This window comes from Rhizobium bangladeshense (genome assembly GCF_017357245.1).
GTDB classification, from domain to species: domain Bacteria; phylum Pseudomonadota; class Alphaproteobacteria; order Rhizobiales; family Rhizobiaceae; genus Rhizobium; species Rhizobium bangladeshense.
In genome coordinates this window covers 734062-760267 of the sequence record NZ_CP071612.1, presented here as the reverse complement: position 1 = coordinate 760267, position 26206 = coordinate 734062, and the positions used below count along the sequence as shown (strand labels likewise).

Sequence of the window (26206 nt, the reverse complement as noted above, 5' to 3'; positions counted from 1 at the left end):
GCGCGGTCTCGCCGGGCTACCTGTCAGGCCTCAGCGTTTCGGCAGCACGCATCGGCATGCTGTCGATGATGGCGAAGAGTTCGCCACTGGTGATCGGCTCGCTGACCTTCAGCTTGACAGTTCCGTCCTTGCCGAGCAGGAAGGCGGCAAACTCGCCCGCCTCCGGCGCCTCGAGATCACGGCGGATCGCTTCGCCGTCGAGGTCATCGGCAGCGCCGAAAAGCGCCCGCACCGCGCCGGCCGAGACCTTCAGCACCACCATGTCGCGCTCATCGAGCGCGCTGCGTTCGGACAGCAGCTGGTTTTCCTGGCGCGCCGCGCGGGCATTATCCTTGTCGGCGAAGAGAATGAAGACGCGGTTCTTCCACTGGAAAGCGGCAAGGCTTTCGATCGGCGCATAGGCACTGTTGGATCCATCGATCTTGGTCGCGCCGTAGAGAAGGGTTTTCGACATGCGTATTTCTCCCGTCAGCTTGGAGAACGGCCCGACATGGGACGGGTTCCATCTAATCGACAGGATCCTGGTTTTCGTTCCTGCACTGGGAGGCGGCACGTGCTTCCAGATATCACCTCGCGAACCTCTTGAGAGGCCGGCCACGGCGCGTGATACTCAAAACTTCTCAGGATTTATCTTTAAGCTCGCGCGACGGAACTCATTCAGCTGTCGCAAATTGCGGCTGGCGAATGACACGGGCGAAAATGTATCTCAGAAGCGGCAACACTGCCGTTGCCACCTCGCTGGAGTGCCCACCAATGGTCGAAAGAACTCGCCCGTAACAACGTACGTCAATATCGGCCGAAATTGACACACGCCCTTACGGATTCGGCCCCCTTCCCGTCAAACAAGGTGCCGCGAGGTTCAAGGAAAGATCATGCAAACAAGAAGTCCCACGACTGCAGGCTTGAAAGAGCAACATTCCTTAACGTTATGGTGTTGTCGGAATCGGCAGTGATAATCGTGTCATTCCCGGATTGCTCAGTTGCCGCAAAAAGTGCATCCCAGTCGGCGAAAATGTTGTGATCGATCCAGATTGCGTCATGTGCGGAGCCGGTTGCCACGAAATTTGTGATCGTGTCATGGCCCCAGTTGGCCGAATAAATGAAGACGTCGGCCGCCGCTCCACCAGTGAGGATATCGTTGCCGGCGCCGCCCGTGAGCGTGTTAGAACCACTGCCGCCGATGATAACGTTGTTCAGCGCATTCCCTGTTCCGGCAAACGGCCCCGTTCCGATAAATGTGAGGTTCTCGACATTGGTCCCCAGTGTGTAGGCGGCCAGTGTCGTGCGAACCGTATCGGTCCCTGCGTCGGCGGCTTCGGTGACGATGTCGCCGGCATCGTCGAGGATATAGGTGTCGTTGCCACTCCCGCCGATCAAAGTGTCCGCACCAGCCCCGCCATTCAGCGTGTCATTGAAGGCGCCGCCGGTGATCATGTTGGCGAGCGCATTGCCGGTGCCGGTGAAGCTGGCGGAGCCCGTAAAGAGCAGGTTCTCGACATTGTTGCCGAGCATATAGCTGGCAAGCGCCGTCCGGACCGTGTCCGTCCCCTCGTTGGCATTCTCGATCACCACGTCGGTCGCGATATCGACCACATAGATGTCGTCGCCAATCCCGCCCAACATCGTGTCGGAACCAGCCCCGCCATTCAGCGTATCGTTGCCCGCAGCGCCTATAAGCTTGTCGGCGGCGACACCACCTGTGATGATGTTGTCGAGCAGATTCCCTGCCCCGGTAAAGGCTGCCGTTCCGATGTAGGTGAGGTTCTCGACATTGGCAGCCAATGTGTGGGCACTCAGGTTCGTGCGAACCGTGTCGATCCCCTCATTGGCGTTCTCGGTGACGATGTCGCCGGCATTGTCGACGATATAGGTGTCGTCGCCAACACCACCGATCAAATGATCGGCCCCGCCCCCGCCATTCAGCGTATCGTGGCCGACGCCGCCGGAAAGCGTATCGTTGGCAACGCCACCGGTGATCGTGTTGTCGAGATCATTGCCTGTTCCAGCAAAGGCTACCGTTCCGATATAGCTGAGGTTCTCGAGATTGGCGGCAAGCGTGTAGCTCGCCAATGTCGTGCGAACCGTGTCGGTTCCCTCGTCGGCGGCTTCGGTGACGATGTCACCGGCATTGTCGACGATGTAGGTGTCGTTGCCATCACCGCCGATCAAGCTATCCGCACCGGCCCCGCCATTCAGCGTGTCATTGAAGGCGCCGCCGATGATCGTGTTGGCGAGCGCATTGCCGGTGCCGGTGAAGCTTGCGGAGCCGGTGTAGGTCAGGTTCTCGACATTGTTGCCGAGCGTATAGCTGACAAGCGCCGTCTGGACCGTGTCCGTCCCCTCGTTGGCATTCTCGATCACCAGGTCGGTCGCGATATCGACCACATAGATGTCGTCGCCAATCCCACCCGACATCGTGTCGGAGCCGACCCAGCCGATCAATGTGTCGTTGCCGGCGCCGCCTGCCAGCGTGTCATTGCCGATGCCACCGTCAAGCGTGTCGTTGCCGGCGCCGCCGGTGATCGTGTTGACGAGCGCATTGCCCGTGCCGCTGAAGCTGCCGGATCCCGTAAAGAGCAGGTTCTCGACATTGTTGCCGAGCGTATAGCTTGAAAGCGCCGTCTTGATCAGATCGGTTCCTTCATTCAGAACTTCGGTGACCACGTCGCCTACGTTATCGACAATGTAGATGTCGTTGCCCGCACCACCGATCAAGCTGTCCGCACCGGCCTTCCCGTCCAGGGTATCGGCACCTGCCCCGCCCCTTATGGTGTTGGCAAGCTCATTGCCCGTTCCGGCAAAGGCTACCGTGCCGACAAAGCTCAGGTTTTCGACATTGGCGGTAAGCGTATAGCTTGCCAGCGTCGTGCGAACGATGTCGGTTCCCTCGTCGGCAGCTTCGGTGACGATGTCGCCGGCATTGTCGACGCTATAGGTGTCGTCCCCCGCGCCGCCGATCAGGCTATCCGCACCGGCCCCGCCATTCAGCGTGTCATTGCCGGCGCCGCCGGAAAGCGTATCGGCGGCAGCGCCACCCGTGATCGTGTTGTCGAGATTGTTACCCGTGCCGGCAAACGCGCCCGTGCCGGCAAAGCTCAGGTTCTCGACATTGGCGGCAAGCGTATAGATTGCCAGGTTGGTGCGAACCGTATCGGTCCCTGCGTCGGCGGCTTCGGTGACGATGTCGCCGGCATCGTCGAGGATATAGGTGTCGTTGCCACTCCCGCCGATCAAGGTGTCCGCACCTGCTCCGCCATTCAGCGTGTCATTGCCGGCGCCGCCGGTGATCATGTTGGCGAGCGCGTTGCCGGTGCCGGTGAAGCTGGCGGAGCCCGTAAAGAGCAGGTTCTCGATATTGTTGCCGAGCATATAGCTGGCAAGCGCCGTCCGGACCGTGTCCGTCCCCTCGTTGGCATTCTCGATCACCACGTCGGTCGCGATATCGACCACATAGATGTCGTCGCCAATCCCACCCAACATCGTGTCGGAACCAGCCCCGCCATTCAGCGTATCGTTGCCCGCAGCGCCTATAAGCTTGTCGGCGGCGACACCACCTGTGATGATGTTGTCGAGCAGATTCCCTGCCCCGGTAAAGGCTGCCGTTCCGATGTAGGTGAGGTTCTCGACATTGGCAGCCAATGTGTGGGCACTCAGGTTCGTGCGAACCGTGTCGATCCCCTCATTGGCGTTCTCGGTGACGATGTCGCCGGCATTGTCGACGATATAGGTGTCGTCGCCAACACCACCGATCAAATGATCGGCCCCGCCCCCGCCATTCAGCGTATCGTGGCCGACGCCGCCGGAAAGCGTATCGTTGGCAACGCCACCGGTGATCGTGTTGTCGAGATCATTGCCTGTTCCAGCAAAGGCTACCGTTCCGATATAGCTGAGGTTCTCGAGATTGGCGGCAAGCGTGTAGCTCGCCAATGTCGTGCGAACCGTGTCGGTTCCCTCGTCGGCGGCTTCGGTGACGATGTCACCGGCATTGTCGACGATGTAGGTGTCGTTGCCATCACCGCCGATCAAGCTATCCGCACCGGCCCCGCCATTCAGCGTGTCATTGAAGGCGCCGCCGATGATCGTGTTGGCGAGCGCATTGCCGGTGCCGGTGAAGCTTGCGGAGCCGGTGTAGGTCAGGTTCTCGACATTGTTGCCGAGCGTATAGCTGACAAGCGCCGTCTGGACCGTGTCCGTCCCCTCGTTGGCATTCTCGATCACCAGGTCGGTCGCGATATCGACCACATAGATGTCGTCGCCAATCCCACCCGACATCGTGTCGGAGCCGACCCAGCCGATCAATGTGTCGTTGCCGGCGCCGCCTGCCAGCGTGTCATTGCCGATGCCACCGTCAAGCGTGTCGTTGCCGGCGCCGCCGGTGATCGTGTTGACGAGCGCATTGCCCGTGCCGCTGAAGCTGCCGGATCCCGTAAAGAGCAGGTTCTCGACATTGTTGCCGAGCGTATAGCTTGAAAGCGCCGTCTTGATCAGATCGGTTCCTTCATTCAGAACTTCGGTGACCACGTCGCCTACGTTATCGACAATGTAGATGTCGTTGCCCGCACCACCGATCAAGCTGTCCGCACCGGCCTTCCCGTCCAGGGTATCGGCACCTGCCCCGCCCCTTATGGTGTTGGCAAGCTCATTGCCCGTTCCGGCAAAGGCTACCGTGCCGACAAAGCTCAGGTTTTCGACATTGGCGGTAAGCGTATAGCTTGCCAGCGTCGTGCGAACGATGTCGGTTCCCTCGTCGGCAGCTTCGGTGACGCTGTCGCCGGCATTGTCGACGCTATAGGTGTCGTCGCCCTCACCGCCGATCAGGCTATCCGCACCGGCCCCGCCATTCAGCGTGTCGTTGCCGGCGCCGCCGGAAAGCGTATCGGCGGCAGCGCCACCCGTGATCGTATTGTCGAGATTGTTGCCCGTGCCGGCAAATGCGCCCGTGCCGGCAAAGCTCAGGTTCTCGACATTGGCGGCAAGCGTATAGATCGCCAGGTTGGTTCGAACCGTATCGGTCCCTGCGTCGGCGGCTTCGGTGACGATGTCGCCGGCATCGTCGAGGATATAAGTGTCGTTACCCGCACCACCGATCAAGCTGTCCGCACCTGCTCCGCCATTCAGCGTGTCATTGCCGGCGCCGCCGGTGATCGTATTGGCCAGCGCATTGCCGGCGCCGCTGAAGCTGGCGGACCCGGTATAGGTCAGGTTCTCGACATTGTTGCCAAGCGTATAGCCGACAAGCGCCGTCCGGACCGTGTCCGTCCCCTCGTTGGCATTCTCGATCACGATATCAGTCGCGATATCGACCACATAGATGTCGTCGCCAATCCCACCCAACATCGTGTCGGAACCAGCCCCGCCATTCAGCGTATCGTTGCCCGCAGCGCCTATAAGCTTGTCGGCGGCGACACCACCTGTGATGATGTTGTCGAGCAGATTCCCTGCCCCGGTAAAGGCTGCCGTTCCGATGTAGGTGAGGTTCTCGACATTGGCAGCCAATGTGTGGGCACTCAGGTTCGTGCGAACCGTGTCGATCCCCTCATTGGCGTTCTCGGTGACGATGTCGCCGGCATTGTCGACGATATAGGTGTCGTCGCCAACACCACCGATCAAATGATCGGCCCCGCCCCCGCCATTCAGCGTATCGTGGCCGACGCCGCCGGAAAGCGTATCGTTGGCAACGCCACCGGTGATCGTGTTGTCGAGATCATTGCCTGTTCCAGCAAAGGCTACCGTTCCGATATAGCTGAGGTTCTCGAGATTGGCGGCAAGCGTGTAGCTCGCCAATGTCGTGCGAACCGTGTCGGTTCCCTCGTCGGCGGCTTCGGTGACGATGTCACCGGCATTGTCGACGATGTAGGTGTCATTGCCCTCACCGCCGATCAGGCTATCCGCACCGGCCCCGCCATTCAGCGTGTCATTGAAGGCGCCGCCGATGATCGTGTTGGCGAGCGCATTGCCGGTGCCGGTGAAGCTTGCGGAGCCGGTGTAGGTCAGGTTCTCGACATTGTTGCCGAGCGTATAGCTGACAAGCGCCGTCTGGACCGTGTCCGTCCCCTCGTTGGCATTCTCGATCACCAGGTCGGTCGCGATATCGACCACATAGATGTCGTCGCCAATCCCACCCGACATCGTGTCGGAGCCGACCCCGCCGATCAATGTGTCGTTGCCGGCGCCGCCTGCCAGCGTGTCATTGCCGATGCCACCGTCAAGCGTGTCGTTGCCGGCGCCGCCGGTGATCGTGTTGACGAGCGCATTGCCCGTGCCGCTGAAGCTGCCGGATCCCGTAAAGAGCAGGTTCTCGACATTGTTGCCGAGCGTATAGCTTGAAAGCGCCGTCTTGATCAGATCGGTTCCTTCATTCAGAACTTCGGTGACCACGTCGCCTACGTTATCGACAATGTAGATGTCGTTGCCCGCACCACCGATCAAGCTGTCAGCACCGGCCTTCCCGTCCAGGGTATCGGCACCTGCCCCACCCCTTATGGTGTTGGCAAGCTCATTGCCCGTCCCGGTAAAGGCCGCCGTGCCGATATAGCTGAGGTTCTCGAGATTGGCGGCAAGCGTGTAGCTCGCTGATGTCGCGCGAACCGTGTCAGTTCCCTCGTCGGCAGCTTCGGTGACGATGTCACCGGTATTGTCGACGCTATAGGTGTCGTCGCCCTCACCGCCGATCAGGCTATCCGCACCGGCCCCGCCATTCAGGGTGTCATTGCCGGCATCGCCGGTGATCGTGTTGGCGAGCGCATTGCCGGTGCCGGTGAAGCTGGCGGATCCGGTGTAGGTGAGGTTCTCGACATTGACCAAGGCGGCGATCGAGTAGGCTGCAAGCGCCGTGCGGATTTCGTCGGTGCCGGCACTGACCGCCTCGTTGATCACGTCGCCCGCACTGTCGACCATATAGATGTCGTTGCCGGCGCCGCCATTCAGCGTGTCATTGCCGGCGCCGCCGTCCAGAAGATCGTTGCCAGCGCCGCCGGTGATCGTATTGGCGATGCTGGTTCCAGTCCCGGTAAAATCGCCGGTGCCGATGAAGGCCAGGTTTTCGACATTGGCATTGATGGTCAAAGCATAGGAAGAAAGCGTCGTCTTGATCAGATCTGCTCCTTCATTCAGCCCTTCGGTGATCACGTCGGCAAGGGTATCGACAATATAGGTGTCGTTGCCCGCACCGCCGATCAAGCTGTCCGCACCGCCCTTCCCGTCCAAGGTGTCGGCACCTGCCCCGCCCCTGATCGTATTGGCAAGGTCATTGCCCGTCCCGGCAAAGGCTGCCGTGCCGATATAGGTGAGGTTCTCGAGATTGGCGGCAAGCGTATAGCTTGCCGATGTCGCGCGAACAGTGTCGATCCCCTCGTTGGCGGCTTCGGTGACGCTGTCGCCAACATTGTCGACGCTATAGGTGTCGTCCCCCGCGCCGCCGATCAGGCTATCCGCACCGGCCCCGCCATTCAGCGTGTCATTGCCGGCGCCGCTGATGATCGTGTTGGCGAGCGCGTTGCCGGTGCCGGTGAAGCTGGCGGATCCCGTGTAAGTCAGATTCTCGACATTGTCGCTGAGCGTATAGCTTGAAATCGCCGTCTGGACTGTGTCCGTCCCCTTGTTCGCACTCTCAATCACCAAATCGAAGCTAGAGTCAATCACATAGAGGTCGTTGCCGGCACCGCCGATCAGCGTGTCGTTGCCGGCGCCGCCATCCAGCGTGTCGTTGCCGGAGCCGCCGGCGATGGTGTTGGCGAGGCCGCTTCCAGTGCCGGTAAAAGCGCCGGTGCCGATGAAGGTCAGGTTTTCGACATTGGCAATATTGGTCAAGGCAAAGGAAGAAAGCGTCGTCCTGATCAGATCGGACCCTTCGTTTAGCCCTTCGGTGACCACGTCAGCCAGATCATTGAAGATATAAGTATCGTTGCCCGTTCCGCCGATCAATGTGTCGTTGCCGGAAAGGCCGTTAAGGGTGTCATTGCCGGCGTTGCCCCAGAGAGTATTGTCCGCCTCGTTGCCTGTGATCGTATCATTGCCGGAGCCGGCCTTAACGTTCTCAATCAACGACGCGGTATTGCCTTCATGAAGAAGGGCGTTGAAAATGTTGCCGCGGGCATAGCCATTATTCGGACCTCCTCCCAGGTAGGACAACTGGCCCTGAGAAAAAACCGAGTACCCGCCTGCTTGCAAGTCGATCTTGAGGGCGGTTGTATAAGCGCTCAAATCATAGGTATCGATACCGCCGCCGTCCCAGATTGTTGCGAAGATCCTGTTGGCAGCTGGCGTGATGGCCGCGACCCCGTTGACATAGGTGATGCCTTGGTTCGGATTCCACTTGTAGACAGTATCGCCACTGTTTGTAGTGTAGTCCGCGCCATACATTTCCTGCAGGGCGGCGATGTCAAGCATCATGAAGGTTTGTGGCGCGCCATCGTGCTCATACGTGTACCCACTCCCATTGTCGCCGATATATGAGCGGTAGGTCATGATCGTGTATTCGAGCGAATCGTACGCGCTCGGAACGACTATTCCGTATTCGTGAGCATGCTTCAGTCCGAGAGCGTGACCCAGCTCGTGCGCCAGGGCATGACCTGCATAGTTGCCGAACCTCGGGAAGCGAAGATCATCTTCGGTGCCAGCATACCCAGTCCCGAACCAGACATCACCACCCGGCCCGCCGCTGGCTGGTAAATAGGCCCACGCTGTCTCGAGATCGGGATGCGAGGATTGAGCGAACCGCACCGCTGCGGTGTTGGCGCTTCCGGCCTCGAAGTTGGCGTTCGTGAATCCCTCGACGGAAAAGCCGTCGTTCGCCGCACTCCCATAGGACTGCTCCATAAAGTACAAGGCAAGAGACTGCTGCTGCGACGAAATTGGAGAGAAAGAATAGTTTTTCTCGCCGTTGTAATCATACGCTGACGAAGTCGTGGGAAACGCATAGGTGATCGTTCCTCCCCAGGCAAAGTCACCCAAGAGCCCGTCTATCTTCTGATCCCCAGTTGAGCTGACGTACGTCGGCCAATTCGTAAGGTCCGCCATAAAAATCCCCGTTGCCTATTTCATCCGGCCGCGCCTATTGCCGATTTCTCTCTGCTTCATCTCAGGGAGAAATTCAACTAAAAGCTTTATTTGTATTCGAAAAGCATTTTGATCTAGCCGCCAGCCCTTATGAAGCGCTTCTTCTGGAACCTCTAAAATGGGCTAGAGACATTCCATGATCCTGCGCTCTGCCCGTCCAAACCCTCATAATTGCTGGCATGACTGCACTTAAATTGTGGTTACGGTCATCTGGTGAAATTTAGTAGGCTTGAGACTTATCGGGGAAGCGAGACCCGGGTTGTTTGCGCCACCAAACGTTGTTTGCCTCTCTTGCCGCGGGTGGGCTTCGCGGTTCGGATCCTCCGCAATTTGCTTGCGTGGCCGGTCCCATTCGAGTGGGGATGTGGCGATTGGGACCTCGCTGTTCCTGCGTGCCGCATATGTAGCTCACCCGGCGGCATGGCACCATACGGATGGGTTGTACTTCTTGAATGTTCGATTTGGTGTGGCAAATAAGCAGCAGATTCGCCCTCAGAAGCGTAGGTTCTCTTCAGGGCGCTGCGCAAGCACGCGCTTTCGTCGAGACACGACAAACATCCGTACAGGATCATTACAGATACAGTTAACGGCTGTACTTACGATGCTGGTTCGAAAAGACGTATCTAGAAGGATTTGTCTGATGGAAAGCTGACGTGGGGGAGATGGTACGGTTGGGGGGTCTCGAACCTCCGACCTCAGGTGCCACAAACCTGCGCTCTAACCAACTGAGCTACAACCGCATAAATCACGCTCGGCGCGATGGGGGTCACATACGAGGACTTGGCCATGAATTCAAGCCCCATTCCTCGTCAATATACAAAAAGGCTGGACACGAGGTCCAGCCTTTTGTTTCCGATCGGCAAAGACCGATCAGGCGACCTTGAAGGATGCCATCGCCTTTTCGGCGGCTTCCTTGGAGGGCTTTGCGAGCTTTTCGGCAACCTGCTTGGTGGTTTCCTGCATGGACTTCGCCTGATCCACGGCGAGTTCGGCCTGCTTGCGCAGGAAGGAGGTCTGCAGCTCGACGAATTCGGCGACTGACTTGACGCCGAGCAGTGCTTCCATGTGCGAGAGCGAGGTTTCGGCATTGACGCGCAGGACGTCGATCGCCTTCAGGCCGATCTCGACGGTGCCCGCCTGTGCCGTCTGGACGGTGGCTTCGAGCGTCTTGCCGGCTTCCTCGCCGGCAGTCTTCAGCTTGGCATAGGCTTCCTTCGACTGCTGTGCGCCCTTTTCGGCGAATTCACGGAAGGATTCAGCCAACTTGGACGGGTCGAAAGAAGCGATTGAAAAAACGTCATCGGTCTTTATGGTAGCCATGGGTCGCATTCCTTTGGGCTAAGGCAGTTGCTGCCTGTGGTCATTGAATGAAGTCTATATAGGGCATCTTATTGTGCATTGCAACATTTATTGTGCATCGCACAACTCGTTAACCCTTTCGGCTGAAAGGACCCCGCTGTTCTGGACCGGCATGCGACCTGCAGTTATTAATAAGCCGTTAATTTAGAAGGCCGACAGCGACAAGGTTCGATCATGCCCGCAGTCCAATACCCGTTCATCGATATCGCCGTGCATGCGCGGGTGCGGGAACGATTTTCACGCGGCGAGGCGATGGTCCTGCTTTCGGCCGATCTTGCCCGCCTGCTTTGGGCAAACGGTGCGGGTGCTGAGCTTTTCGGCCATTCAGCAGTCTACGATCTGCTCGACCAGGGCGTCGATCGCACCGATATCACCTTCCGCCAACTGGAAACGGCGGCGCGTCAGCTTGCCGACGTCGGCGACAACAGAAGCCTGATGATCCGTATCGCAAAGGGCTTTCAGCGCGTGCAGGTGCAGGCGACGGCCGAACTGATCCGGCTTTCATCGGGCGAGAAAGCCATTCTGTTTTCAGTGCCGGTGTCGGCAAAGCCGCTGACGGCAGGCGCTGCGGCGACCCGGATGCTGCAGGGTCTCGATGATCCCGACACGCATATGGCTGTCATCGGCGCCAATGGCGAGGTCATCGCCGCCTCGCCTGGCTTTGCCTCGCTCGCCATTTCAGTCGAGACCGCAAAGGCCTTGATCAACCTTGCCGGCGCCCATCCCGACCGCCTGGTGAAGCGCCCGGTCGCCACCGGCAGGGGTTATCTCCCGGCAGCGGTCGGCAGGCTGAGCGACGAGCCGGCGCTCAATCTGCTCTTTGCCGTGGAGACCGCGATCGGTCATCTCGACCCGATCGACGCGCCCGTGCTCGACGCAGTCGATGCACCGGCGCAGGCGGCTGATGCGGCTGCGGGCGAAGAAAGCACACCGCTCTCCGAACTTCCTCCGGAAGAGGCGGCTGCGGCGAACGGATTCAGCGAGATGGTCGACGCGGTCTCTGGGATCGAGGAGGTCGAGGAGACGCTGGAGGAGATCGTCGACGAAAGCGCCCGGCCGACCGCGGCAACTGCCACATCCGCAGAGGCACCGGTTGGGGAGAGGAATCCGGCCGAAGACGAAACGCCGGAGAACGACGGGCGCGCGAACGAGAGCAGCGTGAATGAGGCCTACGAGGCCGAGGAGCACGTCGACGCCGCCGCGATATACTCCGCCAACGAGACGGCGGAAGCGACCGCGATGGCGGAGACACCTGCCGAAGCCGGCCAAATGCCGGTCGATGAGGCGCCGGAAACCGTTCCCGAAGAGCCCGCCACCGCAGCTTCAGGCGCCTCCCCTGCCCCGTCGCTTGCGCCCGAACCCGGTTTCGTCTTCAGGCCGAACAGCCGCGCCACGCGCTTCGTCTGGAAGATCGACGCGGAAGGCCGGTTCAACGAGGTCAGCCACGAATTTGCCGAGGCTGTCGGTCCGCATGCATCCGCCATCATCGGCTCCGCCTTCAGCGATATTGCCGCCCTTTTCAATCTCGACCCTGACGGCAAGCTTTCGGAGGCACTCGCCCGCCGCGACACGTGGTCGGGCAAGACGATCCTCTGGCCGGTCGAAGGCACCAGCCTCGTCGTTCCTGTCGATCTCGCTGCGCTACCGACCTACACCCGCAACCGCGACTTCGACGGTTTCCGCGGCTTCGGCGTCGTCAGGCTCTCCGATGCGCAGGAAGATCCGCTGGCGCTCGGCCTGACGCTCGGTCCGAACGGCATAGGCCATGATGCGGCAAGCCTCGGCCCCGCATCCGAAACTGTCACCGACCCGACCCACGATGCTCAAGCGCCCGAAGCGGTCCTGGCGGAAACGACAGCCGCCGACGAGGTCGAGGACCAGACGCCGGCTGCAGCCGCCCCGACCGAAGAGACATCCCCCGAAGCCACCGTGGAAGAGGCCGGCTTCGAGCCGCCCGCCTTGGAAAGCGCCGCCGAAGAACCGCGGGACGGCGTCAACGCCGGCGCGGGTGAAGCGGCCCCGGCCGATGCCGCAGACGAGCCCCCGGCGCTTCGCGTCGCGGAAACCCCTAATCGCCGTTCCACCGACAAGATCGTGCAGCTTCACAGCACAGGCGCCGCATTGACGGCCGCTGAGCAGGCGAACTTCCGCGAAATCGCCAAGCGCCTGGAAGCCTTCGGCGCCCGCAGGGAAGAGCCTGACACCCCGGCACCGGCGGGCACCACCGCCACCGAAACGGCGTCTTTCGAAGAAATCGCGGAACCGCAAACCTTCACAGGCGAAGCGCCAGTCGCCGATAGCGCCGACACAGCTTCGCTCGATGAGATAGCGCCGCAGGAAGCGATCTTCGAGAACGCGGCCGAGGCGGTGCGCGAAGACGGCGCCACTGAAGAGCCCACCGCCATCGCCGAGGACGAGGCGACGGAAGGGCTCGAGGAGACGGTCAGCCAGATCGAGGTTCTCACAAGTTTCATCCCGCCGCGCGTGAAGATGACCGATGGGCTTTCGGCCGGAACGGTCGACCAATTGCCCGTCGCAGTCCTTATCCACGTCGGCGATGCGCTGATCCATGCCAACCCTGAATTCATGCGGCTGACGGGTTACCAATCGCTCGACGCGCTGCGCGAAGTGGGCGGGATCGAAGCCCTGCTGCAGCGCCGCGACCTTGAGGAAAAGGCGGCCGGTTCCGGCACCATGATGCTCGTCAAGGCCGACGACACGCTGACGCCCGTAACCGCGCGACTGCAATCGGTGCGCTGGGAAGATGCCAATGCGCTGATGCTGGCGCTCATGCCTGTAGAAGGCAAGGAGGATGTCCGCGGCGAAAGCAACCGTGCCGAGGCGCGTCCGGAGCGGATGGTCGAGAAGGTCGCCAAGCTTCAGGTCGAGGTCGAGGAATTGCGCTCGATCCTGGAAACGGCGACCGACGGCGTCGTCGTCATCGGCACGGAGGGCGACATTCGTTCGATGAACCGGTCGGCGAGCGCCCTGTTCAATTACGACGAGCAGGAGACGCGTGGCAAACCCTTTGTCATGCTGTTTGCTCATGAGAGCCAGAAAGCAGTTCTCGACTATCTGAACGGGCTCTCCGGCCACGGCGTGGCAAGCGTTCTGAACGACGGGCGCGAGGTGATCGGCCGCGAGGCCGGCGGCGGCTTCGTGCCGCTTTTCATGACGATGGGCCGGCTTACCTCGTCGAACGGCTATTGCGCCGTCATCCGCGATATCACCCAGTGGAAACGCACCGAGGAAGAGCTGCGCAACGCCAAGGGCGCGGCCGAGACCGCCAACGCCCATAAGACCGATTTCCTCGCCCGCGTCAGCCATGAAATCCGCACGCCGCTAAACGCCATCATCGGCTTTTCCGACATGATGGCCGGCGAGCGTTTCGGTCCGATCGGCCATCCCCGTTACATCGAATATGCCAACGATATCGGTCGCTCCGGCCGACACGTGCTGGATATCGTCAACGATCTCCTCGACATTTCGAAGATCGAGGCGGGCGAGATGGATCTCGACTTTGCCGCCGTCGGCCTCAACGAGGCGATCTCGGAGGCCGTCGCCCTCGTCCAGCCGCAGGCGAATGGCCAGCGCGTCATCATCCGCACGGCGCTGTCGCATTCGGTGCCAGACGTCGTGGCCGATCTGCGTTCGATCAAGCAGATCGCGCTCAACATCCTGTCGAATGCCATCCGCTTCACGCCCTCTGGCGGTCAGATCGTCGTTTCCACCTCCTACGAGGCGAATGGCAGCGTCGTGTTGAGGGTTCGCGATACCGGCATCGGCATGACGCGCGCCGAACTCGACCATGCGATGAAGCCGTTCCGTCAGGTTTCCTCGACCCAGTCACGCCATCGCGGCGACGGCACCGGGCTCGGCCTGCCCTTGACCAAAGCGATGGTGGATGCCAACCGGGCGACATTCTCGATCAATTCGGCCCCGAACGAAGGCACGCTCGTCGAGATCACCTTCCCGTCGCAGCGCGTGCTGGCTGGCTGATCCCCAGAGCCTTTCCTGGTTTGATTGCGGCATTCTGCCGCAGGTGAACTCGGTAGGGCAAATGCGGGTGGCGAAGGAACCTGAAACGCTGCACAGCAGGCAAAAAAAAGGCAGCCAGAGGCTGCCTTGAATGGGTGCTGTTCAACAAGAGCTCAGTCGATGAACGTCATGTTTCGTAAGCCCGAAGGCTTCAGACCGCCTCGTTCATGTGCGGCCCCCAAGTTGTTTCACCTTTGACGAAGGTTTCTTAACGAAAGGTTTCCATCACAGTGGATTGCTGAATGGTGAAAGCTTGTAGTTTACAATTTCTTATCAGTCACTCAGTTCCCTCAAATCAGCGAAAAGCCGCAGCGCCTCCGGATTGGCGAGCGCCTCCTGGTTTTTCACCGGCCTGCCATGAACGACCTCGCGCACTGCAAGCTCGACGATCTTGCCGGATTTGGTGCGGGGAATATCGGCAACCGCGATAATTTTTGCCGGCACGTGCCGCGGCGAGGCGCCGGTGCGAATACGCGTCTTGATCGCCTTGATGAGATCCTCGGTCAGCGTTACACCGGACGCAAGTCGGACAAAGAGGATGACACGCACGTCATCGTCCCACTCCTGGCCGATGCACAGCGCCTCGGCCACCTCGTCCATCTGCTCCACCTGGTTGTAGATCTCGGCTGTGCCGATGCGCACGCCGCCAGGGTTGAGCGTCGCATCCGAGCGGCCATGGATGATAAGGCCGCCATGCTCCGTCCATTCAGCAAAATCGCCATGGCACCAGACATTGTCGAACCGGTCGAAATAGGCGGCGCGATATTTGGCCCCATCAGGGTCGTTCCAGAACATGACAGGCATGGAAGGGAAGGCCTTGGTGCAGACCAGTTCGCCCTTCTGGCCGCGCACCGGCTTGCCGTCATCGCTCCAGACGTCGACCGCAAGACCAAGGCCCGGGCCCTGGATTTCGCCGCGCCAGACCGGCTGCAGCGGATTGCCGAGCACGAAGCAGGAAACGATATCGGTACCGCCTGAGATCGAGGCGAGCTGGACCTCCTCCTTGATGCCCTCGTAGACGAAGGTGAAACCCTCGGGCGACAGCGGCGAGCCGGTGGAGGTCATCAGCCGCAGGCTGGAGAGATCATGGCTGGCGCGGGGCGTCAGTCCGCCCTTGCGCACCGCATCGATATATTTTGCCGAGGTGCCGAAAATCGCGAATTTTTCCGCCTCGGCATAGTCGAACAACACATTGCCGTCAGGTGCAAAGGGCGAGCCGTCGAACAGGCAGAGCGTGGCGCCGCTGGCAAGCCCGCTGACCAGCCAGTTCCACATCATCCAGCCGCAGGTGGTGAAGTAGAAGAGCTTATCGCCCGCCTGAAGGCCGCAATGGAGCCGGTGCTCCTTGAGATGCTGCAGCAGCGTACCGCCGGCCGAATGCACGATGCATTTGGGCACACCCGTCGTGCCTGAGGAAAAGAGGATGTAGAGCGGATGGGCGAAGGCAAGCGGCGTAAACGCGATCTCCCTGGCCTCATAGGGCGCAATGAAGGCTTCCAGCGTCGAAGCCCCGGGCGTCTTGCCCGCCACCGCCTCGGCATCGCCGGCATAGTGGACGACGATCGTGGGGACACCGAGGCTTTTCGCCACCGCAGCAACCTTGGGGCCGACATCCTGCAGTTTGCCGGAGTACCAATAGGCATCGCAGGCGATGAAAAGCCTGGGGCCGATCTGGCCGAAGCGGTCGAGCACGCCCTGCTCGCCGAAATCTGGGGAGCAGGATGACCAAATGGCACCGATCGAGGAGGCGGCGAGCATGGCGGCGACTGTCTCCGGCATGTTCGGCATCATGGCGGCGATACGGTCGCCCTTGCCGATGCCAAGTGCCGCGAAGGCCTGCTGCAGCCTGGAGACCAGAGCGCGCAGGCGGTCCCACGACCAGCGATCCCAGGCCTTGTCCTCGCCGCGGAAAATGATGGCGTCTGCCTCGCCGTGATGGGGCAGCAGGTTTTCGGCGAAGTTGAGCGTCGCATCGGGAAAGAAGCGGGCGCCGAGCATGTTGTCGCCGTCGACGAGCACCTCTGCGCCGCGTTCTCCCTTCACGCCGCAGAAACTCCAGACGCTCGACCAGAATTTCTCCCGCTCGGCCACCGACCATGCGTGCAGATCTTGAAAGCCCGAAAGCGAAAGCCCGAACTCGGCGTTGCAGCGCTCGATGAAGGCATGGATCGGGCTTTTGGCGATGGTCTCGGCCGAGGGCACCCAAAGTGGCTTATTATCTTGCATTCATTCCTCCTCCCCAATGCCGTCTTTATATCATGCTGCATTGCATTATAAAGTGCGCAACTGCCCGATCAAAGGCCGCGCCAAACCAGATTCGTCGGACGCGGTTCAGCTCTTCGTCTTGATGCGTGTCGTCGTTCCGGAACCGCTGCACACTTCAAGGCGACATGCATTGGATTTGCATAGGCCCGATATTTCATATATCGGGCGAAATCGGCGCATAAGGGGTAACCGGCGGAGATCATGAGTACGTCTAGACATCGCAGGTGGCGCAGGAAGATCGGGCCTGTTTCGCGCTGGCTGCCGGCCTTCGCCCGCGTCTCGACGCTGCTTCTGCTGGTTGCGCTTGCGCTGTTCGTGGCCCTCAGGGTCGCAGCGCCCTATCTCATCACGACCGGTTTCGTGCGCTCCGGCATCGAGGATGCGCTGTCGAAATGGACAGGTTATCATGCCGAGATCAAGGGCGATCCGGTCCTCGAATTCTGGCCGACGCCGCGCATCACGCTCAACCAGGTCACCATCGGCCAACCTCGCGAAAGCGGCGACAAGCTGCTCGGCAGTATTGAAAGCCTCTCGGCGGATTTCAGCCTTATCGATGCGCTCAGAGGCCGGACGAGCTTTCACGAGTTCCATCTGCTGCGGCCCAAACTGGCGCTGACGCGTGACGAGAATGGCCTGATCGACTGGAGTTACGCAGGCCTGCTTGCGCGCGCGATCAGCGGCGTGCGCTACGAAAACGGCGCGGAGGTGCTGGATCCCGCTCTCGACGCCGAGATCGGTGCGGTGACCATCGAGGACGGCACGCTTGCCGTTACCGACGTCAAGAGCGCCAAGACTTACAATCTCGACAGCGTCACGGCCGACATCGCCTGGCCGCGGCTCTCGGACGCGATCTCGGCGGTCGTCATCGCCCGCATCAACGGCGTGGACCTTAAGGTCGATTTCGCCTCGCGCCAGCCGCTGCTTGCCTTTGCCGGCAGGAGCGCCGAGACGCGCACGTCGCTGACGTCAAGCCTGCTGACGGCGCGTTTTCAAGGGATCGCCAGCATCGCCAGCCTTTCGGCTCTTTCCGGCAATATCGCCGTCAACATTCCCGATGTGCCGGCGTTTCTGACATGGTCGGGCAGATCGGTCCCCGGCGTCGGAACGCTGAAGAGCGCCTCGCTGGAATCCAACATCATGTCGTCGGGCAGCGGGCTGCGTTTCAACGATCTCAGCCTGTCGCTGAACGAGGCGAGCGCCACCGGCGTGATGGACCTTTCGACCACGGCCGGCAGACGGCCGAAGATCGGCGGCACGCTCGCCTTCGACCAGATGAACCTGAAACCATTCCTCGACGCTTTCGCATTGAGATTGGCGGCCGGTGAGGCGGAGGGACTCTCCAACGGCATCAGCGAGCCGCTGCAACTGCTCGACGTCGACGTCAGGCTTTCGGCGCGGCGCGCTGAGATGGGCCGCTTCGAGCTTTCCGATGTCGGCGCCAGCATGATCGTTACCGGCGGCGAAGCGAAATTCGATATCGGCGACAGCGCTTTTGAAGGCGGCGAAATGACGGCGCATCTGGAGGCGACGCGGCGCGACTTCGACGGCGGTGGCAAGCTGCAGTTGTCGATCCGCGATGCCGACTTCGCTGGCCTTGCCGAGCGCCTGCAGCTCAAGGGACCTTTGCCGCTTGCGACCGGATCGCTCGATCTCGAGCTGCAGTCGCCGAAAGCGATCTGGACGACCGGTCCTGCCGACGTCACCGGCAAGCTGCACTTCTGGACGAAAGAGGGGACGATCCCGGGCATCGATGCCGGCGCGCTCAGGACACAGGCCGCAGAAAAGCCGTTCTTTCCGCTGAGCGCAGCGGCGAGCGGCGCCTTTACCTTCAACCGACTGGATCTCCGGGCCGATTTTGCCAACGGTTCGGCCGAGATCCACGACGCGAATATCGCCGGACCAGCGCAGACGCTGACACTTTCCGGCGTCATCACCTATCAATCCAACGGACTGGCGCTGTCCGGATCGCTGGAGGCGACCGATCCAGCCAAGGCGGCGGAGCTGCCGCTTCTGCCGTTCTTCGTCGGCGGCTCATGGCCGAACCCGGTCATCTCGCCGGTCCCGCTTTTTGGCGGCACGCCGCACGCGCCGTAGAGACTTTCCTGGTCAGGCGCCGGCGGCGGCGCGCTCGTCGCGCTCGCGCTGCACTTCGCGCCGCTTGGTGACCACGGATGCGCAGATAACGCCGAGCGCGACGATGGCGATCAGGATCGTGCAGATCGCGTTGATCTCGGGCGTCACTCCAAGGCGCACCTGGCTATAGATCTTCATCGGCAGGGTGGTTGCGCCCGGGCCTGAGGTGAAACTTGCAATCACCAGGTCATCCAGCGACAGCGTGAAAGCCAGGATCCAGCCGGAAAACACCGCCGGGGAGATGATCGGCAGCGTGATCTCGAAGAAGGTCCGCACCGGCGGCGCGCCGAGATCCTGCGCGGCTTCCTCGATCGATTGATCGAAGCTTAAGAGCCGTGATTGCACGACGACGGCGACGAAGCACATGGTCAGCGTCGTATGCGCAAGCGTGATGGTCCAGAAGCCGCGGTCGAGGCCGATCGCCACGAAGAGCAGCAACAGCGAGAGACCGGTAATGACTTCGGGCATGACGAGTGGCGCATAGACCATGCCTGAAAAGAGCATCCGGCCGCGAAAGCGCGTATAGCGCACCAGCGTCAGCGCCGCCATGGTGCCGAGGATGGTTGCGAAGGTGGCCGACAGCAGACCGACGCGGATCGTCACCCAGGCGGCGTCGAGCAGGGCCTGGTTCGACAGCAGCGACACATACCATTTCGTCGAGAAGCCGCCCCAGACGGTGACGAGCTTCGATTCGTTGAAGGAAAAGACCACCAGCAGCACGATCGGCAGATAGAGGAATGCAAAGCCGAGCGCGACGGAGATGATGTTGAAACGGGTCCACCTCAGCATGGCTATCTCCCCCGCTCTTCGGCCTTGGCTTGCGCATTCTGGAAGAAGACGATCGGAATGACCAGGATCATGAGCAGGATGGTCGCGACCGCCGAGGAAACCGGCCAGTCCCTGTTGGCATTGAATTCGTTCCAGAGCGTCTTGCCGATCATTAGCGTCTGCGAACCGCCGAGAAGATCGGGAATGACGAACTCGCCGACGGCGGGGATGAAGACCAGCATGCAGCCGGCAATCACACCCGGGATCGACAGCGGGAAGGTGACGCGCCAGAAAGCCTGAATCGGCGTGCAGCCGAGATCCTGCGCTGCCTCGATCAGCGTGCCGTCCATTTTTTCGAGCGCCGCATAGAGCGGCAGCACCATAAAGGGCAGATAGGAATAGACGATCCCGATATAAACGGCGGTGGTGGTGTTGAGAATGATCAGCGGGCTGTCGATCATATGCAGAGACAGGAGAAGCTGGTTCAGCAGTCCTTCGGGCTTCAAGATCGCAATCCAGGAATAGACGCGGATCAGGAAGCTGGTCCAGAACGGCAGAATGACGAGCATCAAAAGCGTCGGGCGAATGCCGCGCGGCGCCTGCGCCATGCCATAGGCAATCGGATAGGCGATCAGAAGCATGAGGAAGGTCGAGACCGCCGCGATGATGACGCTCGAGAGATAAGCGTTGAAGTAAAGCGGATCGTCGATGAGGTAGCTATAATTGTCAAAGGAGAAAGTTGCGACCTTGCTCCAGAAAGCACTCCAGCCGTCGGCCAAAGAGAAGACCGGCTCATATGGCGGTATGGCGATTGCCGTCGTCGACAGCGAGATGCGGAAGACGATGAAGAACGGCGCGAGAAAGAAAAGCAGCAGCCAAGCATAGGGAATGATGATGACGAGGCGATTGTAGAGGCGCGATGCGGCGGTTTCCATAGGCTCAGTCCTTCAGCAGCACGCCGCCATTCTCATCGAAGGAGACCCAGACGTCCTGATCATAGCTGAAGGGGTCTTCGACGGAACGTTGCGCGTTGAGGGAAGAGGCTCTGACGAATTTTCCGCTCGGCAGCTTGATGTGGAAAACGGTCATGTCGCCAAGATAGGCGATATCCCAGATCTCACCCTTGGCAGCGTTGACCGAGGCGTTCGCGGGTGCTGCGCGCGTCACGCGGATCTTTTCCGGGCGAATGGCAAAACCGGCACTATTGCCGACCGCCGGCGTCTCCGTGGCAGCGGTACGGATCGTGAAGCCGCTTTCGACGGCGACCTCGACTGCCCCGTTTCCTGACGTCGTCACCTTGCCGTCGAAGATGTTCACGTCTCCGATGAAGTCAGCCACGAAGCGGGAATTCGGCGCCTCGTAGATTTCGGCCGGCGTTGCCACCTGCACGACCTTGCCGTGGCTCATGACCGCGATGCGGTCGGCCATGGTCATCGCCTCTTCCTGATCGTGGGTCACCACAACGAAAGTGAGACCGAGTGTCTGCTGCAGGTCCATCAGTTCGAACTGGGTTTCCTCGCGTAGCTTCTTGTCGAGCGCGCCGAGCGGTTCGTCGAGCAGCAGCACTTTCGGACGCTTGGCGAGGGAACGGGCGAGCGCGACGCGCTGGCGCTGGCCGCCGGAGAGCTGGTTCGGTTTGCGCGAAGCAAATTGCTCGAGCTTTACGAGCTTCAGCATCTGCGTCACGCGTTCGGCCATTTCGTCCTTCGGCATGCCGTCCTGCTTCAGGCCGAAGGCGATATTCTTCTCGACGGTCATATGCGGAAAAAGCGCGTAGGACTGAAACATCATATTGACCGGCCGCTTGTAAGGCGGCGTGCCGGCGAGATCGGTGCCGTCGAGGATGATTTCGCCCGAACTCGGCTGTTCGAAGCCGGCAAGCATGCGCAGAAGCGTCGACTTTCCGCAGCCGGACGCACCGAGCAGCGCGAAGAACTCGCGGTGATAGATATCAAGCGACAGATCATCGACGGCGGTGAAATTTCCGAAGCGTTTGGTGACATTCTTGAAGGCAATGAACGGTTTTGCGGACGGATCGGTCCAGGGTGCGAAAGCGCGGCGGATATTGCCCAAAGATTTCATAATATTCCCCGAGAATATAAGTTTTCAGCCGGCCTCCCACCCCGGCCGGTAACTGAAAGGCCCGGACGTTTCCGTCCGGGCCTGGCATCAATTTACTGGCCGGTGACGACCTTCGTCCAGATCCGCGTCGCCGTGCGCTGAGTCTTCGGGTCCCATGGCTTTACCGTGAACAGGTTCTTCATCACCTCCTCGGTTGGATAGATAGCCGGATCCTCCAGCACTTCCTTGCTGACGAACTGCTGCGAGGCCTTGTTGCCATTGGCATAGAAAGTGTGGTCGCTCGCCTTGGCGATGACCTCGGGCCTCATCAGGTAGTTCAGGAACTCATGCGCTTCGGCCACATGCTTGGCATCGGCGGGGATCGCCATCATGTCGAACCACATCTGGGCGCCCTGCACGGGGATCGAATAATTGACCTCGACGCCATTCTTGGCTTCGGCTGCGCGGTCGCGGGCCTGCAGCATGTCGCCGGAATAACCGAAGGCAATGCAGATGTCGCCATTGGCAAGGGCGTTGATATATTCGGACGAGTGGAACTTGCGGATATAGGGGCGCACCGCAGTCAGCAATTCCTCGACCTTCTTGAAATCCTCGGCCTTGGTGGAGTTCGGATCGAGGCCGAGATAACGCAGCGCCGTGGTCATGACGTCCTTTGGCGTGTCGAGTACGTAGATGCCGCAGTCCTTGAACTTTTGGGCGACCTTCGGATCGAAAATCACTTCGAGACCGGGCTTGGCATCCGGCCCGAGGATTTCGGCGACCTTCTTGACGTTATAGCCGATACCATCGGTCCCCCACATGTAGTCGACGGCATATTCGTTGCCGGGATCATATGCAGCTGTACGCTGTTGGATTACGTCCCACATGTTGGAAATGTTCGGCAGCTTCGACTTGTCGAGTTTCTGGAAGACGCCGGCCTGGATCTGTCGCTGCAGGAAGTCGGCCGTGGGAACGACGACGTCATAACCGGTGCCACCGGCAAGCAGCTTGGTTTCCACCGTCTCGTTCGAATCGAAAGTGTCGTAGACGACCTTGATGCCGGTTTCCTTGGTGAAATCAGCAAGGATGCTGTCGTCGATATAATCCGACCAGTTGTAGACGTTGACGACGCGCTCCTGCGCAACGGCCGGCGCGGCGGTAAGGAGCGCGGCAATGGCGACGGCCGTCACGGTTGCGATGGTTGACCTCATGATTTCTCCTGTTTTGTTCGAAGAGCCCGCATCCGCGGACATCTTTTCCCTCTGGTTTTGCCCGCAGACTAAGAAGGAATTTCTAAGCCCACAAGCGCAAAAAATGCGCCTTCAATCATTTCACAATCACCGGAAGTCGAAGGCGCTAAGGCCCGCCACCATCTCGTCGAGCCCGAGCGGTCGCGTTACCGGCGGCTCGGCGCGGGAAAGGCAACCGCGCCGCTCGCAAAGCCGACAGGCCGGCCCGATCGCAACCGGGTCGAGCGCCGCCGCCTGCCCGTAGACCGTGCCATCTGCGAGGGCGGCATCGCAGCCGACCAGAATCGCGGTGCGCCTGATCCTTTCTCCGAATTCGACGCTCGGCCCCTCCAGGGTTCGGGCAACCGTCAGGAAGGATGCGCCATCAGGCATGACGACCGTCTCGGCGAGAATCTGGCCCGGTTGCAGGAAGGCGGCGTGGATATTGAGCTTTGGACAGCCGCCGCCGAAACGAGCCTGCGGAAAGCCCTGGGCGCCGGCGCGCCGCAGCCGGTGGCCGGCCGCATCGATCTCGACCAGGAAGAAGGGGATGGCTGCCGCCCCGGGTCGCTGCAGCATCGTCAGACGCGTTGCCGCATGGCCGAAGGAGACGCCGAAACGTGCGCGAAGAATATCGATGTCGTAATGAGTCGCCTTGGCTGCCGAAAGGAAGGCTTCATAGGGCATTGCCAGCGCCAAGGCCGCAATGCGGGCAAGCTCGAAGCGGGCGATGCGACGCGCCTCGGCGGAGGAAAGCGAGAGATCATCGAGCTCGGCATCGATGGCCGACAGCAAAGCAAGGGTCGCTGCCTCGACTGATATCTCGTGCGCACGATCGGCCGGCGACAGCCGTTCCGAGATGAAAAGCCGCATCGAATGACGGTCGAAACGGCGGCGCAGATCCGGCATGACGTGTACGGGCAGGACGCGCACCGCAATGCCGCGTTCGGCGCGCAGCCAGTCCTTCAGCCCCGCCGCAAGATCGAGGCCGCCGGGCAACGTCGCAGCAAAGGCTTCCGCCGCTGTCTCGATCCGCCCAAAATAGCCCGATCGGCGCTCCAACGTCTCGCGCAGTTCGTCCAGCGGCAGCCGGCCGGCCGCAACGGGCGCATGCCCCTCGGCCACCATCAGCGCCGTTAGATCGGACAGCCGGGCTGCCTGTTCCCTGTAGGCGCGATAGAGCTTGATCATGCCGCTTGCGGCATTCGGCGCCGCCTCGGCCACCTCCACCAATTCCTGATCGCCCGGCAGCTCGCCTGACAGCAGCGGGTCGGCGAAGACCTCCTTCAGCTGGCCGAGACTGCCGCCGGTCTGCCCCCGCAACTCCTCCAGATCGACCCGGTAGACGGCCGCGAGCTTCAGCAGGAGCTGCACTGTCAATGGCCGCTGGTTGCGCTCGATGAGGTTCAGGTAGGAGGGCGAAATCTCCAGAGCCTCTGCCATCGCGGTCTGAGTCAGCGCCAGCGCATTGCGGATGCGCCGAAGCTTAGGACCTGCGAAGATCTTCCGTTCCGCCATGTCACACCTTTGACAAAGACGAGGAGCGTTCTATTTACAAAATTTTACAAATTCACAGCGCCCCTCTGTCAATCCTCGTCATCTTAACCTCTTTCCCGCCCCAAAATCAAAGGTTTTCCTGGCTATAACCGCGCAAATTGTCAATTTTGTCATTCATTCATCCGGTAACGGTTTTCAGCTTAGGAGAGCAACATGACCGATTTTTACAAGCTTGTCCGAAACGCACCAGCGGGCCGCTTCGACGGTATCGAGAGGCCCTATTCGGCCGCTGACGTGCAGCGGCTGAGAGGATCGGTGGCGCTCAGCCATACGCTCGCCGAAATGGGCGCGGATCGCTTGTGGCAGCTCATCCATAAGGAGGACTTCGTCAACGCGCTCGGCGCGCTCTCCGGCAATCAGGCCATGCAGATGGTGCGCGCCGGGCTGAAGGCGATCTACCTCTCCGGCTGGCAGGTGGCGGCCGACGCCAATACTGCATCGGCGATGTATCCCGACCAGTCGCTTTATCCCGCCAATGCCGGGCCGGAACTTGCAAAGCGCATCAACCGCACGCTGCAGCGCGCCGATCAGATCGAGACCGCCGAAGGCAACGGCCTCTCCGTCGACACCTGGTTTGCGCCGATCGTTGCCGATGCGGAAGCCGGTTTCGGCGGGGCGCTCAACGCCTTCGAGATCATGAAGGCCTATATCGAGGCGGGTGCAGCAGGCGTCCATTTCGAGGACCAGCTCGCTTCGGAGAAGAAATGCGGCCATCTCGGCGGCAAGGTTCTCATCCCGACGGCCGCCCATATCCGCAATCTCGACGCCGCTCGGCTCGCCGCCGACGTGATGGGCGTCGCGACGCTGGTCATCGCCCGCACCGATGCGGAAGCGGCAAAGCTTTTGACATCGGATATCGATGAGCGCGACCAGCCCTTCGTCGACTATGATGCCGGGCGCACGGTCGAAGGCTTTTACCAGGTCAGAAACGGCATAGAGCCTTGCATCGCCCGTGCCGTGGCCTATGCGCCGCATTGCGACCTGATCTGGTGCGAGACCTCCAAGCCGGATCTCGAACAGGCGCGTCGTTTTGCCGAAGGTGTGCACAAGGTCCATCCCGGCAAGCTGCTCGCCTATAATTGCTCGCCTTCGTTCAACTGGAAGAAAAATCTCGACGAGGCGACAATCGCAAGGTTCCAGCGCGAGCTCGGCGCGATGGGATACAAGTTCCAGTTCATCACGCTGGCCGGCTTCCACCAGCTGAACTACGGCATGTACGAGCTGGCGCGCGGCTACAAGCAGCGGCAGATGTCGGCCTATTCGGAGCTGCAGCAGGCCGAATTCGCCGCAGAGGCGAACGGCTATACCGCCACCAAGCATCAGCGCGAGGTCGGCACCGGCTATTTCGACGCCGTGTCGCTCGCCATCACAGGCGGCAGGTCCTCGACCACCGCGATGCACGATTCAACCGAACATGCGCAGTTCAAACCGGCTGCGGAATAACCAGAAGAGGAGGATAAGATCATGGCATCCATCGCACGCGTCCGGGAACGGGCCGAGGAGCAGGCATCCAGCATGAGCGAGGATCAGCAGACGACGATCCGCATGCTCGCCAACGACCTGCATCGGCTGAACCAATCCGTCATGAATGCCGTCGAGGCCGGCGTTTCTGTCGAACTGGTGCGCTCGGCTCGTCATCACGGCGGCGACGGCAACTGGGGCGACCTGTTGATCCCGGTCGTCGTCACCAACCGGCACTGACGAAACAGCCGGCGGCCCGGGCATATGGCTCCGCCTGC

13 protein-coding genes and 1 tRNA gene are annotated in these 26206 nt (G+C 60.8%); 4 read left to right on the top strand and 10 right to left on the bottom strand.

The genetic code is table 11. The annotated features are described in order from the left end of the window. Positions 1-16: 16 nt before the first annotated feature. The 4 genes from J2J98_RS03625 to J2J98_RS03610 form a co-directional block, all read right to left on the bottom strand. Positions 17-454, bottom strand: coding sequence for a DUF4174 domain-containing protein (locus J2J98_RS03625; protein ID WP_207602361.1), 438 nt, complete (start codon positions 452-454; stop codon positions 17-19). A gap of 416 nt (positions 455-870) precedes the next feature. Beyond that, the gene (locus J2J98_RS30660) at positions 871-9018 is read right to left on the bottom strand and encodes a M10 family metallopeptidase C-terminal domain-containing protein (RefSeq protein WP_207602360.1); all 8148 of its coding nucleotides are present in this window, start codon (positions 9016-9018) and stop codon (positions 871-873) included. A gap of 702 nt (positions 9019-9720) precedes the next feature. Then, positions 9721-9797 (bottom strand) — tRNA-His (locus tag J2J98_RS03615). A 130-nt stretch (positions 9798-9927) separates the two neighbouring features. Beyond that, positions 9928-10377, bottom strand: coding sequence for a phasin (locus tag J2J98_RS03610; RefSeq protein ID WP_064709924.1), 450 nt, complete (start codon positions 10375-10377; stop codon positions 9928-9930). A gap of 213 nt (positions 10378-10590) precedes the next feature. On the opposite strand from J2J98_RS03610, the gene J2J98_RS03605 reads away from it, so the two are divergent. Beyond that, the gene (locus tag J2J98_RS03605) at positions 10591-14415 is read left to right on the top strand and encodes an ATP-binding protein (RefSeq protein WP_207602359.1); all 3825 of its coding nucleotides are present in this window, start codon (positions 10591-10593) and stop codon (positions 14413-14415) included. Between the two features lie 312 nt (positions 14416-14727). Here J2J98_RS03605 and J2J98_RS03600 read toward each other — a convergent pair whose 3' ends face one another. Then, a complete protein-coding gene (locus J2J98_RS03600) occupies positions 14728-16680 on the bottom strand; it encodes an acetoacetate--CoA ligase (protein WP_207602358.1) in 1953 nt (650 codons plus the stop codon). Between the two features lie 240 nt (positions 16681-16920). Here J2J98_RS03600 and J2J98_RS03595 point away from each other — a divergent pair, with 240 nt between their 5' ends. Continuing rightward, the gene (locus tag J2J98_RS03595) at positions 16921-18813 is read left to right on the top strand and encodes an AsmA family protein (protein WP_207602357.1); all 1893 of its coding nucleotides are present in this window, start codon (positions 16921-16923) and stop codon (positions 18811-18813) included. Positions 18814-18825: 12 nt separating this feature from the next. Here the strand turns inward: J2J98_RS03595 and J2J98_RS03590 are convergent, their stop codons facing one another. The 5 genes from J2J98_RS03590 to J2J98_RS03570 all read right to left on the bottom strand — a co-directional run bounded on the left by J2J98_RS03590 (position 18826) and on the right by J2J98_RS03570 (position 24428). Next, entirely contained in the window at positions 18826-19641 is an 816-nt protein-coding gene (locus tag J2J98_RS03590) for an ABC transporter permease (protein ID WP_207602356.1), read from the bottom strand. Positions 19642-19643: 2 nt separating this feature from the next. Further along, positions 19644-20555, bottom strand: coding sequence for an ABC transporter permease subunit (locus tag J2J98_RS03585; RefSeq protein WP_207602355.1), 912 nt, complete (start codon positions 20553-20555; stop codon positions 19644-19646). A gap of 4 nt (positions 20556-20559) precedes the next feature. Next, on the bottom strand, positions 20560-21702 hold the full coding sequence (locus tag J2J98_RS03580; protein ID WP_207602354.1) for an ABC transporter ATP-binding protein: 1143 nt from the start codon (positions 21700-21702) through the stop codon (positions 20560-20562). Positions 21703-21794: 92 nt separating this feature from the next. Further along, positions 21795-22892 carry a polyamine ABC transporter substrate-binding protein gene (locus J2J98_RS03575; protein ID WP_207602353.1) on the bottom strand — a complete coding sequence of 366 codons (1098 nt, stop codon included), beginning with the start codon at positions 22890-22892 and terminating at the stop codon, positions 21795-21797. Positions 22893-23018: 126 nt separating this feature from the next. Continuing rightward, positions 23019-24428: a helix-turn-helix domain-containing protein gene (locus J2J98_RS03570; protein WP_207602352.1), complete on the bottom strand. Its 1410-nt coding sequence runs from the start codon at positions 24426-24428 to the stop codon at positions 23019-23021. Between the two features lie 192 nt (positions 24429-24620). Here J2J98_RS03570 and aceA point away from each other — a divergent pair, with 192 nt between their 5' ends. Continuing rightward, the gene (aceA, locus tag J2J98_RS03565; RefSeq protein WP_207602351.1) at positions 24621-25910 is read left to right on the top strand and encodes an isocitrate lyase; all 1290 of its coding nucleotides are present in this window, start codon (positions 24621-24623) and stop codon (positions 25908-25910) included. 21 nt (positions 25911-25931) lie between these two features. Then, a complete protein-coding gene (locus J2J98_RS03560; RefSeq protein ID WP_064709914.1) occupies positions 25932-26168 on the top strand; it encodes an SMc00767 family acetate metabolism repressor in 237 nt (78 codons plus the stop codon). Positions 26169-26206: the final 38 nt, after the last annotated feature.